General features: G+C 54.7%; 12 protein-coding genes. 6 read left to right on the top strand and 6 right to left on the bottom strand.

The features are described 5' to 3' along the window. Nucleotides 1-43 precede the first annotated feature (43 nt). Nucleotides 44-1,093: a CotH kinase family protein gene (locus KI379_RS21845; protein WP_212984906.1), complete on the bottom strand. Its 1,050-nt coding sequence runs from the start codon at nt 1,091-1,093 to the stop codon at nt 44-46. A 324-nt stretch (nt 1,094-1,417) separates the two neighbouring features. Here KI379_RS21845 and KI379_RS34130 point away from each other — a divergent pair, with 324 nt between their 5' ends. From KI379_RS34130 to KI379_RS21825, 4 genes are all read left to right on the top strand, one after another. Next, a complete protein-coding gene (locus tag KI379_RS34130; RefSeq protein WP_244879400.1) occupies nt 1,418-2,254 on the top strand; it encodes a hypothetical protein in 837 nt (278 codons plus the stop codon). 205 nt (nt 2,255-2,459) lie between these two features. Further along, nucleotides 2,460-3,803, top strand: a complete 1,344-nt coding sequence (locus KI379_RS21835; RefSeq protein ID WP_212984904.1) for an arsenic transporter — start codon at nt 2,460-2,462, stop codon at nt 3,801-3,803. A 13-nt stretch (nt 3,804-3,816) separates the two neighbouring features. Then, the gene (locus KI379_RS21830) at nt 3,817-4,479 is read left to right on the top strand and encodes a DUF2642 domain-containing protein (RefSeq protein ID WP_105445215.1); all 663 of its coding nucleotides are present in this window, start codon (nt 3,817-3,819) and stop codon (nt 4,477-4,479) included. 337 nt (nt 4,480-4,816) lie between these two features. Further along, nucleotides 4,817-7,456, top strand: a complete 2,640-nt coding sequence (locus tag KI379_RS21825; RefSeq protein WP_212984903.1) for a LuxR C-terminal-related transcriptional regulator — start codon at nt 4,817-4,819, stop codon at nt 7,454-7,456. Here the strand turns inward: KI379_RS21825 and KI379_RS21820 are convergent. The 4 genes from KI379_RS21820 to KI379_RS21805 all read right to left on the bottom strand — a co-directional run bounded on the left by KI379_RS21820 (nt 7,425) and on the right by KI379_RS21805 (nt 11,323). Beyond that, entirely contained in the window at nt 7,425-8,774 is a 1,350-nt protein-coding gene (locus tag KI379_RS21820; RefSeq protein ID WP_306433695.1) for a sensor histidine kinase, read from the bottom strand. The genes KI379_RS21825 and KI379_RS21820 overlap by 32 nt on opposite strands. Then, nucleotides 8,771-9,445 carry a response regulator transcription factor gene (locus KI379_RS21815; protein ID WP_076173037.1) on the bottom strand — a complete coding sequence of 225 codons (675 nt, stop codon included), beginning with the start codon at nt 9,443-9,445 and terminating at the stop codon, nt 8,771-8,773. Before KI379_RS21815 ends, KI379_RS21820 begins: the two co-directional genes overlap by 4 nt. Before the next feature lie 111 nt (nt 9,446-9,556). Further along, a complete protein-coding gene (locus tag KI379_RS21810) occupies nt 9,557-10,354 on the bottom strand; it encodes an ABC transporter permease (RefSeq protein WP_089549290.1) in 798 nt (265 codons plus the stop codon). Continuing rightward, a complete protein-coding gene (locus KI379_RS21805; protein WP_145161773.1) occupies nt 10,355-11,323 on the bottom strand; it encodes an ABC transporter ATP-binding protein in 969 nt (322 codons plus the stop codon). Between the two features lie 445 nt (nt 11,324-11,768). On the opposite strand from KI379_RS21805, the gene KI379_RS21800 reads away from it, so the two are divergent. Together KI379_RS21800 and KI379_RS21795 are read left to right on the top strand one after the other, a co-directional pair. Further along, the gene (locus KI379_RS21800; protein ID WP_212969606.1) at nt 11,769-13,514 is read left to right on the top strand and encodes an ABC transporter ATP-binding protein; all 1,746 of its coding nucleotides are present in this window, start codon (nt 11,769-11,771) and stop codon (nt 13,512-13,514) included. Then, complete coding sequence (locus tag KI379_RS21795; RefSeq protein ID WP_212984902.1) at nt 13,511-15,316, top strand: ABC transporter ATP-binding protein; 1,806 nt, start codon at nt 13,511-13,513, stop codon at nt 15,314-15,316. The genes KI379_RS21800 and KI379_RS21795 overlap by 4 nt, the downstream gene beginning before the upstream one ends. A 93-nt stretch (nt 15,317-15,409) precedes the next feature. On the opposite strand, the gene KI379_RS21790 is transcribed toward KI379_RS21795, so the two are convergent. Continuing rightward, nucleotides 15,410-16,639, bottom strand: coding sequence for a glycosyl hydrolase family 8 (locus KI379_RS21790; protein WP_076173043.1), 1,230 nt, complete (start codon nt 16,637-16,639; stop codon nt 15,410-15,412). Between the last annotated feature and the right edge of the window lie 78 nt (nt 16,640-16,717).

The raw sequence follows: 16,717 nt of genomic DNA, 5'->3' as shown, positions 1-16,717 counted from the left end.
GTGCCAGGGCTTGTGTTATGTAGCCGGGGGAGCCACGGCTCGCTCAAAGCTGCTCCATTTCATTCTTGATATCCCGGCGCCGGTCTTCAATATATTCCCTGATGACATCCGGTTCCGTATCAAAGATACCGACATCCCACTTATATTTAGGGTCATCATAGATATCCTGAGCAATGGCGCTGTGCATTTTCCTGACCACAGGCATCAGGCGGGATACGGTAAAGGTGGATTCCAGTGCCCGCTCAAGGATTCGCTTATACTTCTGTCTGTTCGCCTTGTAAGCCAGCACTTTTCCAGTCAGCACGTTGTATCCCTTAATCCTGACCAGGTCGGAGTTTACAGCTTTACCATAGCAGTTTCTGCCCCATGTGCCCTCATAATCCCAAGGGATCATTCCATACTTATTGCGTTTGCCGTATTCGAATATCGTATAGTTCTGGAGGAACCCGTCGTAATTTCCGGTCAGCACAGCCCCGCATAACCAGCGCAAGTAATTGTCTATATCCAGTCGCTGCCGAAGATAATCGCTTAGATCGGTCCCTTTTTTTCGGTTAATGCTGCGGATGAAGTCGCTGAGGCGGTTCCTGTCCGTTTCGCCGCCTTTAATGAAAGCGTATCCTGACAGCAATCTGCTCGACTTCGCATTTTTTTCCGGCATGGCAAAGTCAGCATTATCATTGACCGCATAGATGATGCTTCGTGCATGGAGCCCCCTTTTGCGGAAAAAAGCGGACTTCACCGCCTCGATTCTTAAATACACCCCTTCTTTCTTTCCATTCATATAAAGCACGCAGTGTTTCGTCGAGGGGCTGGGAACGCCAAGCACATTAAAATAATGAAATGAAAGGGCGTTTCTCATCAGGGACGGATCATCGTGCTCCGCGTTAAAGTGGTACGTCGCCTTGGCCGTCCGAATCTCATAGGATTTTTTCGGATATTCACGGGTATGGCCCCCGCGGTAACGAATGCGAATCGGAGTCCTCCGGCCATCCATACTCATCGTTCCACTGACAAACGAATCGGACCATATGTTGCTCTCCAGCTTTTTCATCGCCGAATCCTTTAACTCGATCCGGTATACAGGCAGACCCATGCCGTAACCGCCCTTCTAGATTGAATCGCCTGATCTACGGCCTGCCCGGCCCACTGGGGCTGAACACGGCGTGATCATTTGCCCTATTTAGGCTTTGTTCAACCTATGCGGCGCCGGCAGTTCACGTAAGGGCTGACGCCTTTCTAGTGTAAAAACTATTCGGCAGACATAGAAAGATAGACTCCGGTTTGATTTTGGATAATCTAGTATTTTCGGCTAGTCCCCTTTTTTGCAAGACACATATAAATAGATTACAGATAGACTCGAAGGACAAATAAAGCCCTTCATGAGACTATCCAAACTATCTTGGAAGGGGTAATTGGTATGTCGTTAGCAGGTCTTAACACAATGAACTCCATTGGGAGCGAGGTGAAAATCAATCGCGGCGGGCCGGACTCGATCGTAGGTGTTCTGGTGGGGATACAAAACGGTTACCTGGCCGTTGCGACGAAAGAAGGCATCGTCTATGTCAACAGCACCCATATCAAAAGCATCAGCAGCACAGGCAAATCCGGAGGGGCAAAAGCCATGACGGTGAACCCGATTATGGCAGGAAACTTCGCTGGATTGCTGCACGCGCTCCGCTACCAACGCGTACAGATTAACCGCGGCGGCCCTGAAAAAGTCGAAGGTGTGGTTGCGGATGTGAACCAATCCACATTGACGGTGGTAGCCAAAAAAGATGAAGTCATCAGTATTCCGATATTCCATGTAAAATCCGTTATGGTCATCGGCTCGAACACCAGTGGAGGAAACAAGAACAAGAGCGGCGGTAACAAAAACCAATCTAAAGGCAATCAGTCTGGAGGCAACCAAAGCAAAGGTAACCAAACCAAAGGTAACCAAACCAAAGGTAACCAAACCAAAGGCAACCAAACCAAAGGCAACCAAACCCGCGGTAACCAAACCAAAGGCAACCAAACCCGGGGCAATCAAACTAGAGGTAACAAAACTCGCGGCAACCAAACTCGTGGTAATCAAACCCGCGGCAACCAAACTCGTGGCAACCAAACTCGTGGCAATCAAACTCGTGGCAACAAAACCCGCGGCAACCATACCAAAGGCAATCTGACAAGAGGGGCCATGGAATGGGCTAACAGATCCTGGAGAAAGACCAAAACGATTAAACGTACGGTACGCAAGCGCAAAATCGGTAAATAAGCCATGACTGCAATCAACCAAATAGACCCTTCGCGTTGAATCCAATCCACAAAGGGGGGAATAAACCATGTATGTATTTATTGCAGTTTTACTTGCCGGAATCCCGTTGTACTGGATGATTCGTCCAGGAAAAGCTACACGGACCGCAGATCCAGTCATTCAGCCAGTATCCAGTGTTCTCCCCCTGGGAGGTGAGTCAAAGTAAATGTCTGACTACCAAATGTGGCTAACAGTCGGCGTATTTGCCATCACCGTCATTTTCTTGATGTGGCGTCCCCGCGGAATCAACGAATCCATTTCAACCACTGCCGGAGCATTTATTCTGCTCGCCGCCGGGGTCGTCCCTTTAACGGACCTGATCACCATCTTCAACATCGTTTCCGGAGCCGCTGTGACGATTCTGTCTACAATCGTGATGTCCCTGGTGCTGGACAGCGTCGGTGTTTTTCGCTGGGTTGCTCTTAACCTGATTGAACGGGTAAACGGTTCCGGCCGGAAACTGTTCTGGTACGTGATCCTGCTCTGCTTTCTAATGACGATTTTCTTTAATAACGATGGCAGTATCCTGATCACAACGCCCATCATTATTCAAATCTGCTCGATGCTGAAATTAAAGCCGCATCAAAAAATACCGTATCTCCTTTCCGGCGCACTCATCGCAACGGCATCCAGCGCACCGATCGGCGTGAGCAACCTCGCGAATCTCATTGCGCTTAATATCGTAGGCCTGGACCTGAACAGCTATACCCTAATTATGTTCGTCCCCTCCATGATCGGGATCGCTACGATCGCCATGCTGCTCTACCTTTATTTCCGCAAACAGATACCCGTTACCATCTCCCGTAACCCCGCCCGTGATTATTCATTAGTTAACATACACCCGCTTCAACAGCCAACCGAATCCAGAACCCAAATCGACTGGTGGCTGTTTCGTGTCAGCATCTGCATCGTAGTCCTCTTCCGGGCAGGTTTCTTTCTAGCAGCAAGCTTGGGTATACCGCTCGAGTATGTCGCGATTACCGGGGCTGCCCTCATCGTCTTCGTCCGCTGGTATCGGACAAGAACAGGGATCAAAGACATCGTCACGAAGACGCCTTGGCATATCCTGCTGTTCGCCTTCAGCATCTATATTATCGTCAAAAGCCTGGATAACGCCGGGTTAACCGCTGCTTTAATCAACGGATTACAACCTTTTGCCGGCATGGGTGAAGCCAGTCTGATCGCCGCATTCGGACTTTTGCTGACCCTGTTGTCCAATATCGTGAATAACCTGCCGTCCGTCATGATCGGAACCTTAGCGGTGCTCGGCATGGGACTTGATCCGCAGCATGTCCATCTCGCTTACATGGCAACGATTATCGGAAGCGACATCGGTTCGCTGTTGACGCCCGTCGGAACCCTCGCTACCTTGATATGGATGTTCATGTTAAGAAGCAGCAAAATTCATATCACATGGAAGCAGTATATGCGCGTTACGTTCATTGTGATACCTGTCGGTCTAATCGTCAGCCTCGCCAGCCTTTATCTCTGGACTCAATATGTCATATGAAAGGAGGCAAGCTATGGAGTCCATCCGTTCTCTACTTGGAAAAACAATAGAATTAAAGATCTCGGGCTATAAAATCCCGATCATCGGTGAACTCATTGATGTCGGCAGCGATATTTTGGTCCTCTACTCGGAAAACAAATATATTTACACGCCGGTACACCATCTTCAGCACATGAAGGTCATGGAGGAGGCCGAGGATTCGTCTCAAGCCAACAAAGAGCCCGTTCTTGACCATGCCCATATTTCTTTTCGCAAGATGCTGATGAATGCAAGAGGCATATTTACGGAAATCCATCTTGGCGGTGCCAGCTCGATTCATGGGTATGTAACCAGCATTATGAATGATTATTTCCTTTTCTACTCCCCTGTTCACCATACCATCTATATCCCGCTGCACCATGTAAAATATTTGTCTCCGTACCCTCCGAATATGACCCCCTATGATTTGAGCGATTCGCATTTTCCCGTGCAGCCGGGAACACCGGCCCTATCGCGGAACTTGGAACAGCAGCTTGAAAAATTCCAGAATGGTCTGGTCGTGTTCGATTTGGGTGAATCTCCCCTCAAAGCCGGGCTCCTCAAAAAAGTAGACAGTCATATTATAGAGCTGATCGAGGCGGGAGGCCAAACCATCCTTCTTCACACGGATCATATCAAATCCATTCATCTTCCCTAACCAAAAACAGCCAATGCAGAGCATGCTCTGATTGGCTGTTTTTGCATAACGCCGGAATCCGGCAGGGGGACCGTTTCCGGTTTCCGGGGAGCTTCGCGGCAGAGTTGTGGGGGAGGGGGATCTAGGACCCAGAAGCAGGGACCCTGTGTGGGGAGAATGGCGTTGTTTGGTTAATTGGGGTGACCGGCTCATCGTCTCACGTTCCGATCTGCGCATATTTTAACCGAAGAACAGGCCTTTGGCGATTAACGAAAGTTAACGGATCGGCCGTTTTTTTATATAATGAGAGAAAAAGTACGGAAAAGGCATCCATTTTGTCGGAAATTTGGAGGATACAATGATCACGCGGACCGATGCAATCATCTTAAAAACAAAAATCACCCTGCCCTTTCCGAAGGATGGCTTGGTCGAGAGGGAACGCCTGCTTCAATCTCTGTCGGGTGGAGTTCATGGCAGACTCACTTTGATTTACGCCCCTGCCGGTTCAGGCAAAACCACCCTGTTGACGCAGTGGGCCCAAAGCGAAGGCGTCAACTGCGCCTGGCTGGCGCTGGACGGCCGTGACAACGATCCGGTCCGGTTCTGGCGCTATGCGGCGTTTGCATTGGCGGAAATCCTGCCGGCCCCGGCAGCCCTGCGAATGCTGGAACTGGCCGATGCCCTGCCTTCCCTGTCGGCAGACGCCTTCCTGGATGCGTTAATGAATGAACTTTATGGACTGGCCGAGCCTGTAAAGCTCATATTGGATGATTATCATTGGATAGAGGATGACCGCATCCATAACGGCTTGTCTTACCTGATCGACTATATGCCCCCCACCCTTCATGTGACGGTCGCGAGCCGCAAGGAAGTACCTTTTCCTGCATCCAAATGGCTCTCCAAGCGGGAATGCATCGTCGTTGACGCCGACAGGCTCCAGTTTACCCGGGACGAGTCCGAGCAGTTCTACCACAAGTCCGGCATCATGCGGCTGACCCCGCGGCAGATCGACCGGATTGCGGAACGGACCGAGGGATGGGCAGCCGGTCTGCAGCTGGCCTCGCTCTCTTTAAGAGCGGCGGAAGACGTAGACCGATGGATCGAAGGGTTCTATGGAGACCACCGGGATGTGGCCGATTACCTTTTTCAGGAGGTACTTGCGCAGCTTCCTGCCGACTTGAGATCGTTCGTGCTGACGACGGCCGTTCTCGACCGGATGGATGCAGGCATATGCAGCCTGCTCACGGGCGACCCTGCCAGCGGGGACAAGCTTGACGCGGCCCGCCGGTTCAATTTATTTCTCATCCCGCTGGACCTGAAGCATGAATGGTTCCGCTACCATCATTTATTCGCCGGATTTGTCCGGGAACACCTCAAGCGGCATCAGCCCGATGAGTGGTTGCGGCTGAACCGGCTGGCAAGCCGGGGCTTTGCGTCCCGCGGATTGCTGGACGAAGCCGTAGACCACGCCATGGCTGCCGGAGATTACGCCGAGGCGGGCCGCCTGCTCGAGCAGCATATTCCAGCCGTGCTGGAGCGCGGGGAAGTTTCCGTCCTGCTGCGCTGGTTCGAGGGATTCCCGCCAGCCTATGAGCTGTCTATGGAGCTGTCGCTCCTGTACGCGTTCGTATTGGTGCTCACCGGGCACTTCGGCCAGGCTGAAGCCAGACTCGGATCACTGGAGGCGTCGACCCGAACGCTGAAGGAATCGGAGCGGCTGAAGCAGCTGCAGAGCGGCATCCTGTTCGTCCGTTCCAATCTGATGTTCGCCAGCGGAGACTTCACGAATTGGTTTGCCTTCATCGGGACCATGCTGGACGATATCCTCCCGGCTGACCCGACTTATTATATGTTTAACTACAACAAAACAGAGCCTCTTGTGAGACGGACCGCTCTGGGGCTAAAAGGAGTTCTGTCGGCGGACACGGAAAAAATCGGCACGCTGTTTATGGGTGTGCTCGCCGCCCATGGCTGGCAGGGGTCGCTCATTCATCTCTATGTAAAGCAGTCGCTCGTTGAAGGATATTATGAATGGAACCGTCTCGGCGAGTGCCGCCAGATGCTCCAGGAGATGACAGCTTTGACCGAAAAATTAAACGTACCGGGACTGCTCGTTCCCATGCTGCTCATGAAGGCCCGTCTGCTCATTGCGGACGACCGGACCGCTCTGGCGCATGACGTCATCGACGAAGTGCTGGATGCCCCGCTCTCATCTTCTGCCGGCTGGGGCACGCCCTGGGTCCATCTGCTGACGGCATTCAAAGTCCGCATGCATCTTGCAGACGGACAAATGCCGGCCGCCAGGAAGCTGATGGCCCGGCTGGGGCTGACCGCCAAAGACAAGCCGACTTTTCAGCGGGAGTATGAAATGATGACGCTTGTGCGCCTGCTTGGCAAGCAGCGGAAGGAGAACGAGGCGCTGCGGATTCTGGAGCACCTGCTGCCCCAATCGGAGCGCGAGCAGCTCGTTTCCGGCATCGTGGAGAACCATACCCTGCAGGCGCTGCTGAAGGAACAGCTGGGGCAAAAAACGGCCGCCCTCCGCCACCTCCATACCGCCCTGTTCCTGGGAGAAAAGAACGGGTATATCCGGAGTTTTGTGGATGAGGGCAAGCCGATGATGTCGCTGCTTGGCCGGTATGAGGCGGCCGTCATTCGCGGAGAGTCCGGTGGAAGCCATGAGGACATTGGGGCCGGGCTCCCGGGGGAAGTATCCGGGGATTATGTCCGTACGCTTCTGAGGCTATTCCCCGTGGCCATGCAGGAGACGGCGGCTGCGGCTGCAGCTCCGGCGGCCTCGGCCGAGCCGCTGAGCCGCAGCGAATCCGAGCTGCTCCGGCTGATCGGCCAAGGGGCGAGCAATAAGGAGATGGCCGCCGAGCTGGCTCTGTCGGAAGGGACCATTAAGGTCTACTTATCCCGCCTGTACGAAAAGCTTGGCGTATCCTCGCGAACCCAGGCGCTCGTTACGGCCCGGCAGCTCGGTCTGCTGTCTTAGGCAGCCGGACCGTCATCTCCGTGCCTTCTCCCGGAGCGCTTTGGACCGAGACGCTGCCGCCGTGCATCTGCACGATTTTCTGAATAATCGATAGTCCCAGCCCGCTTCCCCCGCCGGAGCGGGTTCTTGATTTATCCGCTTTATAGAATCTTTCAAAAATATGCTCGAGGTCCTCGGCCGAAATGCCAATGCCCGAGTCCCTGACGCGCACGACGGCTTCCTGCCCGCTTTCCTCGAGAAAAACCTGGACCGTTCCGCCCTCCGGCGTAAACTTAATCGCATTGTGGAGCAGATTCACCCAGACCTGGCTGAGCAAATCCCGATCCGCCTCGATCGTCACGGGTTCAAACTCTACAGACATATCGAGGTCCTTGCCCTGCCACTGGGGCTCACAGGCGAGAACGAGCATCTGCAGCTGTTTGTCCAGCCGGACTGGTTCAGCGTGAAACGGATGCTTGTCGGAATCCAGCGACGCCAGGCGCAGTATGTTCTCCGACAGCCGGGAGAGCCGCACGCTCTCTTCCTCAATGATATTTAAATAATGATCCCGCTGGCCGGGGCTCAGGTTCTCCTCGCGCAGGACGCGGGCAAAGCCGCTGATCGAAGTCAGCGGGGATTGAATCTCGTGGGACACGTTCGATATAAACTCCTGGCGCATATGCTCCAGGTTGTTCAGGTCGGCGGCCATGTTGTTGATCCCCTTCACAATCCCGCCCCAGTGGCCGTTTTCACCGAACACCGGAATTTCCACCTTGAAGTCGCCTTTGGAGATCCGCTTCAGCGCATCGATGACCAATTGGTAAAACTCCGACTGTCTCCGCTTCGCAAATCGCGAAATAATCGAGATGGAAACGCCGAAAATGACAAATCCCAGCACGGAATTCAGCAGCTGCCGCAAGAGCGGGGATATGTGCCAGCGAAGGCCGTGAGTTATATAGAACGCCGCAGTCCAGCAGACGACGAGCGCTGACAGCACAAGGATCATGAAAAAGATGATCCGGACGCGCAGCCAAAAGTTCGGCAGCTCACCGTCCATGCCCCGAATCTCATTCTCTCTGCGCTTTGCGACTTCCTTCCGCTTCCTTCTTCGCTCTTCCTTCTTGAGCCGGCGGGCCTCCTGCCGGTCCTCCGGCTTCGTCCCCCTCGCGTGATTCAGATGCTGCCACGTTTCGTTCTGCTCCCGATCCAGACGGCGGCGCTGAATCCGTTCCCGCTGTGTGCTGGATCGATCCGGCCCGCTTCGCTCCAGGTTCCCGGAACGGGCTTCGGTACCGTCAGCCTGGAACGCATCAACCGGCCCCTGCTCCCGCTCCTTCATGACAGCACCTCGAGCCGGTAGCCGAGGCCGCGGATCGTGCGGATCTGAAAGCGGTCCTGCTGGTCGGCAAACCGTTCCCGCAGCCGCTTGATATGCACATCGACGGTCCGTTCGTCACCTTCATAGTCATAGCCCCAAATATGTTCAATGATTTGATCCCTGGAAAACGTCTTGCCCGGGTAGCTGCCAAGCAAAAACAGCAGCTCAAATTCCTTCAGCGGGAGCGTCAGCGCAGCCGATCCTGCGTAGCATTCGTACGTTTTGCGGTTCAGACGCACGTCGCCAAACTGAATTTCCTGCGAGGCCGATATTTTATAACGTTTGAGGAGCGCCTTCACCCGGACGGTCAGCTCGAGCGGGTCAAACGGTTTGACGAGATAGTCGTCGGTCCCGAGCTCAAACCCTTTGACTTTCTGTGAGGTCTCGCCCTTGGCCGTCAGCATCAGCAGCGGAATGTCATAGGCCGCATCCAGCTCACGGCACAGCTCCCAGCCGTCCATGCCCGGCATCATAATATCGAGGATGACCAGATCGGCCTTGAACGACTCCATTGCCTCCAAGGCTTCATTTCCGTTCGCCGCCTCCGCTATCGTATAGCCCTCATTTTTCAGCAGATGGCTGACGAGCTCCCGGATATGAGGATCGTCGTCGACAACCAGTATATGAGCCAAGTCGCCCCACTCCTTTCTATAATAGATATGAAATGAACGCGAAAGTTCGCGCTCATGCGTTCCGTGCGTCCATGCCCCAACCGGAGGGGCCATTTTCGTCCTACCTGCATTTTACCGATTCCGTTCCGATCTCGTAAACATCAATGTGCCGACGATCGTGAAGACCAGGAAGAATCCGGCCATCACGAGCAGATCTGTCACCGGATGGTACAGCACGATCTGCGAGTAGACCGGCGTCCCGGAATAAAACACCGCCCGGGCCAAATCGATGCAGTACGTCATCGGCATAATATGGGCGAGAAAGCCGAGAATGCCGGTGGAATGCTGGATCGGAATCATCGCTCCCGACAGGAACATCTGCGGCATAACGAGCAGCATCGAACCGATATCCGCCGTCTTACTGTCTTGGACAAACCCGATGAAGAAAATACCCAGCGATCCGCCGATCAGGCAGAACAGCGGCGTAATGAGAAACAGCCATACAATATGCATGCCGCCTAATGGAATTTGCATCAGGAGCGCAACGATTAGAATGCCGATCAGCCCCACGATGCTGGTGAAGCTGGAACCGATCATTTTACCGAGGATAATGGAATACCTGGAGATCGGGGACACATACAGCTCCTGCGTCAAATTCTGGTTCCTTTCCTCGATCAGGGAGCTCATCCCCGTGATAAGGCCCGTGAACACGCTGTTCACGATCATGCCGATCATCATGAACTGCAAATAATTGTAGCCGAGATTGCCGGCCATGTTCTGCGACAGGCTTCCACCGAAGATGCCGATGAAAATGATCGGAAAGACGATGCTCACGATCATCAGTACCGGATTTTTGATTCCCTTCGTAATTTCCCGTGCGGCGATCGCCACGACCGCGTTGCTTTCCTTTTGCGCTTTGGTCATGAGCATTTAGACCGCCCCCTTTCTCGATTCGTCGTTCTGACTCTGCTGCACCAGGCTCAGATAGGCTTCCTCCAGCGTCTGCTGGTGCACTTCCATCCGGCTTAATGGTGTTTGCAGACGGGCTACGAGGGACTGCGGCGTTTTATCCTGAAAACGGACCCGGAAGCACTGCTCCTCTTCGGTAAAAGAAACCTGAAGCTCCTCCAGCTCCGCCCGCAGCGCCTTCCGGTCGCCGGCATCGATCAGCATGCTTTTGTCACCCAGCAGCTTGTGTTTGATCTCTTCCGGCGTTCCGAGCACCGCCACTTTGCCGTGCGTGATCATGCATACCCGGTCGGCTTCCTCCGCTTCTTCCAAATAGTGTGTCGTCAGGAAAATCGTAATGTTTTCCTCCTTGCGGATCTTCTGCAGATAGGCCCACAGCGATTGGCGGGCAGAGGCGTCCAGCCCCTGCGTCGGCTCATCCAAAAATAAAATTTGCGGCTTGTGCATCAAGCTGCGCATGATTTCCAGCTTGCGCTTCATCCCGCCGGAGAAGCCTTTGACCTTCTTGAACAAATTGTCGTGAATGCCGACGATGGCGGCCAGCTCCTCGATCCGCTGCTTGTATTCCTTCGGCATCATGCTGTAGAACGGCCGGTAGGCATAAACGCCATAGATGCTGACATGGAGGCGGATGTTCTCTTCCGCCGTCAAATCGAGGTCCAGGCTCGGGTTCTGAAAAATAATGCCGACATTCCGGCGTACCTTCGCCGCTTCCTTCTCCACGTCATAGCCGGCGATCATAACCGTGCCTTCGGTTTTGGACAGCGTGGTGGTCAGGATCGAAATCGTCGTCGTTTTCCCCGCTCCGTTCGGGCCCAGGAAGGCGAAAAATTCGCCCCGCCCCACCTCGAAACTGATCCCGTCCACGGCCGGACGTTTGCTGCTTTTATATTGTTTTCGCAATTGTTCTACGCGAATGATGGGCTCCATCTTCATACCTCCCTTGATTCTGGGTCACCGGCCAGGCCTGCAACAAGCAGTGCCGAGCTTGTGAACGGTACTAAGATTAAACCTGTAATGTGAACTCAATATGAACTGGAGGGGCTCCGCATGCGGATCATGCTTCCGATCCCTGTTATTCCCAGATTTCCATGGAACGGGTAGAAGGTTGAAATCCGGGAATAAAGGGGACCACTTCGTTTCTTCAGCATGAATCCGCCTGCTACGCCTGAAGGCAAGGGGGATGGCACGCACTGCAAGCCTTGCAGCCACCCTGAGACAAAACGCCGATAAAGTTTGGATTTAGTCAAACTTTATCTTGAAACACTTCCAAATTATTGTATGATGGATATTATTTGCATCCGGTCAATTATGAAAGCCGGGCGAAAGCTAGTCACCATACATAAGGTTTCGTTTGGAATTGGGGGGTTTTACCATGCAACAATCCGCAAAGCCGTCGATGTCCTGGCTGCTGAAATATTTGAAGCCGGTTCGGGGGCGGCTGCTCCTGCTGCTTATTCTGCTGCTCGCCTCGACCGGGGCGCAGCTGGTCAATCCGCAGATCGTGCAGCGCTTTATCGACACGGCCGCCGCGAACGGCATCGTCTCGAGCCTGCTCGTGCTGGCAGGGATTTACCTGGTTTTTGCCGTACTGAACCAGATCCTGACCGTGGCGATCAGCTATCTCGGCAACGACGTGTCCTGGCGCGCCACCAACCAGCTGCGCGGCGACCTGCTGAAGCACTGCCTGCGGCTCGACATGCGGTTTCACAACTTGAAAACGCCGGGCGAAATGATCGAGCGGATCGACGGGGACGTTACCAACATGTCGAACTTTTTCGCCATGTTTATCATTAAAGTCATCGGCAGCTTCGTGCTCCTTGCCGGCATTCTCGGCTATATGTTTACGATCAATTGGCCGATTGCCTCGGTCATGACCCTGTTCACTTTGGCATCTATTGGGGCCATGGTGTTCATCCGCAATCTGGGCGTCACTTCCTCCAAAGATGAACGCGGTGCCAGCGCGGCACTGTTCGGCCTGATCGAGGAACGGATCGCCGGCATTGAGGACGTTCAGGCGAACGGCAACGTGCCGTACGTCATGAACCGCTTCTACCGCTCTATGCGAAATGTGTTCCTCAAAGGTCGCAAAGCCTGGATGCTGCGCGTCATTCCCTGGAATACGACGGTCGTGCTGTTCGCCATCGCCGTGACGGCGGTGCTGATGCTCGGTGTTCATTATTTTCTGACTGACCAAATATCGCTCGGAACGCTATTCCTGATCTATCAATACACCCAAATGCTGAACGATCCGATCGAGCAGCTCGGGGATCAGGTTCAGGAATTCCAAAAGGCCAAATCCGGCATGCTGCGCTCCCAGGAGCTGCTGGCGAGCCGCACCGAGATCATGGAAGGAACGCAAACGGCGCTGCCTGACGGAGCGCTTGGTCTGGAATTCGACCATGTCCATTTCAGCTATAACCCGGATAAGCCGGTACTCCACGATATTACGTTCACCGTCCGGCCCGGCGAGCGTCTGGGCATCATCGGACGTACCGGAAGCGGTAAGTCGAGCCTCAGCCGGGTCCTGCTGCGCCTGTACAATATCAACAGCGGCACCGTCCGGGTAGGGGGCGTAGACATCCGCGACCTGAAGCTCGAAGCGCTGTACCGCCGGGTCGGCATGGTCACGCAGGACGTGCAGCTGTTTGACGGGACGCTCCGGGACAATTTGACGCTGTTTGACGGCAGCATATCGGACGACTATATTCTGGGCACGACCGAAAGGCTCGGACTCAAGCAATGGATCGACTCGCAGCCGGAAGGTCTGGATACGCACCTGAAGGCCGGCGGCGCCTCGCTGTCCGCCGGGGAAGCGCAGCTTTTCGCCCTGACACGGGTCTTTCTGACCCAGCCGAGCCTGGTGATTCTGGATGAGCCGTCGTCCCGGCTGGATGCCGCTACCGAAGCGATGCTGCAGTCTGCCGTGGATCAGCTCATGCAGAACTGTACGGGCATCGTGATCGCACACCGGCTCTCCACGCTGGAGCAGGTCGACCACATTATGGTGCTGGGCGACGGCCGGATTCTTGAATTCGGGGAACGGGAGGTATTGGCGAAAGACCCAACCTCACACTACGCCCAGCTGCTGATTACCGGACGAGAGGAGGACTTGGCATGACCGTAACCCGGTTTATCCAGCGCCTGTTTACGTATAACATCTCGCTGTTTATTGTGAACGGCCTCTTGTGGGGGCTGTTCCATTCCATGCCGCTGCTGCTGGGCCTTGGTATGCAGTGGTTTTTCGACCGAGCGACCGGCGAGTCGCATAACTATTTGTGGCTCGTCGCCCCGCTCATCTTTATCGCTATCGTCCGCATATCCCGGACCGGCATCTTCTTCTGGGCCTTTTTTAAATGGGTCACCTATATTTACGACATCCAGGCGATTCTCCGCACGAATATGCTGAAAGGCATCATGCGCTGGCCCGGACGCAACCTCCCCGCTTCACCGGGCGAAGCCGTGAGCCGGTTCCGCGAAGACGTGGATGAAGTGGTCGAATATGTGGAGTCCTGGGTCGACTTCTGGGGACGGTTTGCGTTTGCGATCATCTCCCTGGTCATCATGGCCCGCATCAACTGGCAGATCACCCTGGTCGCGATTCTGCCGCTGGTTGCGGTAACGCTGCTGAACAATCTGTCCGGCAACCGGGCGAGACGCTACGGCCAGCAGAACCGCGAAGCCACCGGGCGCATCACCAGCTTCATTGCCGAGTCTTTCGGCGCGGTGCAGGCGCTGAAGCTGGGGCAGGCCGAGGAGCATGTCCACCGCCGCTTTGTGGAACTGAATGAATCGCGGCGGCAGGCGGCGCTGAAGGATAACCTGTTCAAGCAGTGGATGCGCTCGCTCAATCAGCATGTGCTCAGCATTTGTACCGGTATTATTTTGCTCATGTGTGCCTCGGCGATGAAGGCCGGACAGTTTACCGTCGGCGATTTCGCCCTGTTTACCTCATACATGACCAATATTGCGTTCAGTATTTCTCTGTTTGGATATATGGTTTTTCAACATAAAAGACTTAAGGTGTCCCTCGACCGTATGAGTGTTCTCTTCCGGCCAGGGGAGCAGGAGCGGATCATGGATTTCAGCGAAACGTACCTTTACGGCGAGCCGCCAGAACTGCCGTTGGTCGAGCGCAGCTCCGACGACCGGCTGCAAACGCTGGAAATTCGGAACCTTTCCTACACCTATCCGGGCTCGGAGAACGGAATTACTGATGTGAACTTTGCGGTGACAAGAGGCCAGTTCGTCGTGATCACCGGACGGATCGGTTCCGGCAAATCTACCCTCGTCCGCACGCTGCTCGGCCTGCTGCCCAAATCGGGCGGTGATGTGCGCTGGAACGGCCGCGACATCGATCCGGCGGCGTTCTTGGTTCCGCCGCGGTCCGCTTATACGCCGCAGGTTCCGCGGCTGTTCAGCGACACGCTGCAGGAGAACATCGTCCAGGGCAGCCCGCCCGAGGCGGATGCGCTCGCCCGGGCGATCCGGCTGGCCGTCATGGAGAAAGATATCGAGGACCTGGAGAAAGGTCTCGATACCTTCGTCGGCCCGAGAGGCGTTATGCTGTCCGGCGGCCAGATCCAGCGCGCTGCCACAGCACGCATGATGATGACCGAGTCGGACCTGTTTATCTTCGACGATCTGTCGAGCGCGCTCGACGTCGAAACGGAGAAGAAGCTGTGGGAGGGTCTCTTTGAGGAGCGCGACGTCACCTGCATCGCCGTGTCCCACCGCCGGGCAGCGCTGGCGCAGGCCGACCACATCATCGTGATGAAGGACGGCCGCATCGAAGCGGAAGGCAGCCTTGCCGAACTGCTGGAGTCCAGCACGGAAATGCAGCTGCTGTGGCAGGGCGAACCGACGGATTCATCGGAGTCGGGTGAGCAAACTGACAGCAAAAACGAGACGGTGAAGGTCTGAACCACTTCATCACTTGGGGATAGCCAAACAGCCCCGGCCCAATTGCGGCCGGGGCTGTTAATTTATTTTCCCATAGACAGGCTTCCCCAGAAATCAATACGCCCACCAGTTGCCGGACATCACAAGGAGCGAGAACAGCTTGATGCTGTCTTCATAGTATCCTTCGCTTGAGCTTCCGGCCGTATACGTCCACACGGAGTTCAGCCAGGTTTGGTTCGACGAGGAAGTCATGGCGCTGACGCCGAACGGGGCGAAAAAGGCGCCGCTGTTATACGAACCGATGACGCTTCCGTTCAACTTGTATCCGTCCTTGACGGCGCCCGGGTTACTGTTCACCTTGCCTTTGATCCAGCTGTTCATCTGGTTCAGCTGATTCAGCGCCCGGTTGTCGCCGGTCATCAGGTAATCGGTCGTAATCCGCCAAGGCGTACGGCAGGAATTATAGGCGTAGGAGCCGTCGGTCGTATCTTCCAGGAAGTCGGCCGGCGCTGGCTTGTACGCGCCTCCCGAGTAGACGACAAAGTCGGGCAGCAATCCCGTCGATGCACTGTAATTTGTATAAATCGAATTGATAATGGAGTAGGTTTTATCAATGACCTTAGTCCACCGGGTATCACCGGTCGCCTGCTGGAACGCCTTCAGATGGTTCAGCATGAAGTCTGAAGGACGGGTCGCCGTAGCGTAGGAACCGTCGGTAGCCCAATCGCCAAGCCGGAGGGTCCATTGCGTCTGGTTCACGTCGTTTTGCATAATGGCATTGATGATATTTTTGGCTGCCTGCAAGTAGTTCACTGTGCCGCTGCTGCCCCACTGCTTGTCCGCCAACAGGAGCGAATAAGCGATGTCCATATCGCCGTCAGTGGCGGAATCGGCTCCTTCAACATTCTGAAAGCTGCTGTTCTGTTTCCATGCCATCAAGTACGGATTATTGTCGCTGGGATGCTCGGTGTAGTACTTATACAGTCCGTTAAAATAGGTCTGCGCGCTGCTGTCGTATCCGGCCATCAGCACGGTCAGCAGCATGCCGTAGCCATGCGCTTCTGACACCGTCGCGCCGCTTGAATCGTACTTCACATAATATTTGCCGGTCCCGGCCGGCTTCAGGTAAGCTGATTTCCAGCTGTCCCATTTGGATTTGACTGCATCGTCCATCGTGGTCTGGGTTACATGACTCGGCTTGATCGAGCCGCTGGTGTAAGTCGTATGCTGAGGGAAAGGCTTGTTCGGCGCCGCCAGCGCAAATCCGGCGGGAACCATCAGAAAAGCGAGACAACAAATCAGAACGGCTTTGCCGCTTAATGAAAATCTCTTATTTCTTTTCATCACCCATTACGCTCCTTTAATTTCATAGATTAGGAAACAGGTTATGCCTCGGTTCATCTCAGCTGTAACCGCCCGGGA

This window comes from Paenibacillus cineris (assembly GCF_018333335.1).
Taxonomy (GTDB): domain Bacteria; phylum Bacillota; class Bacilli; order Paenibacillales; family Paenibacillaceae; genus Paenibacillus_AQ; species Paenibacillus_AQ favisporus.
Note: the sequence above shows the minus strand (reverse complement) of the source record. Positions and strands in the feature narration are given on the sequence as shown.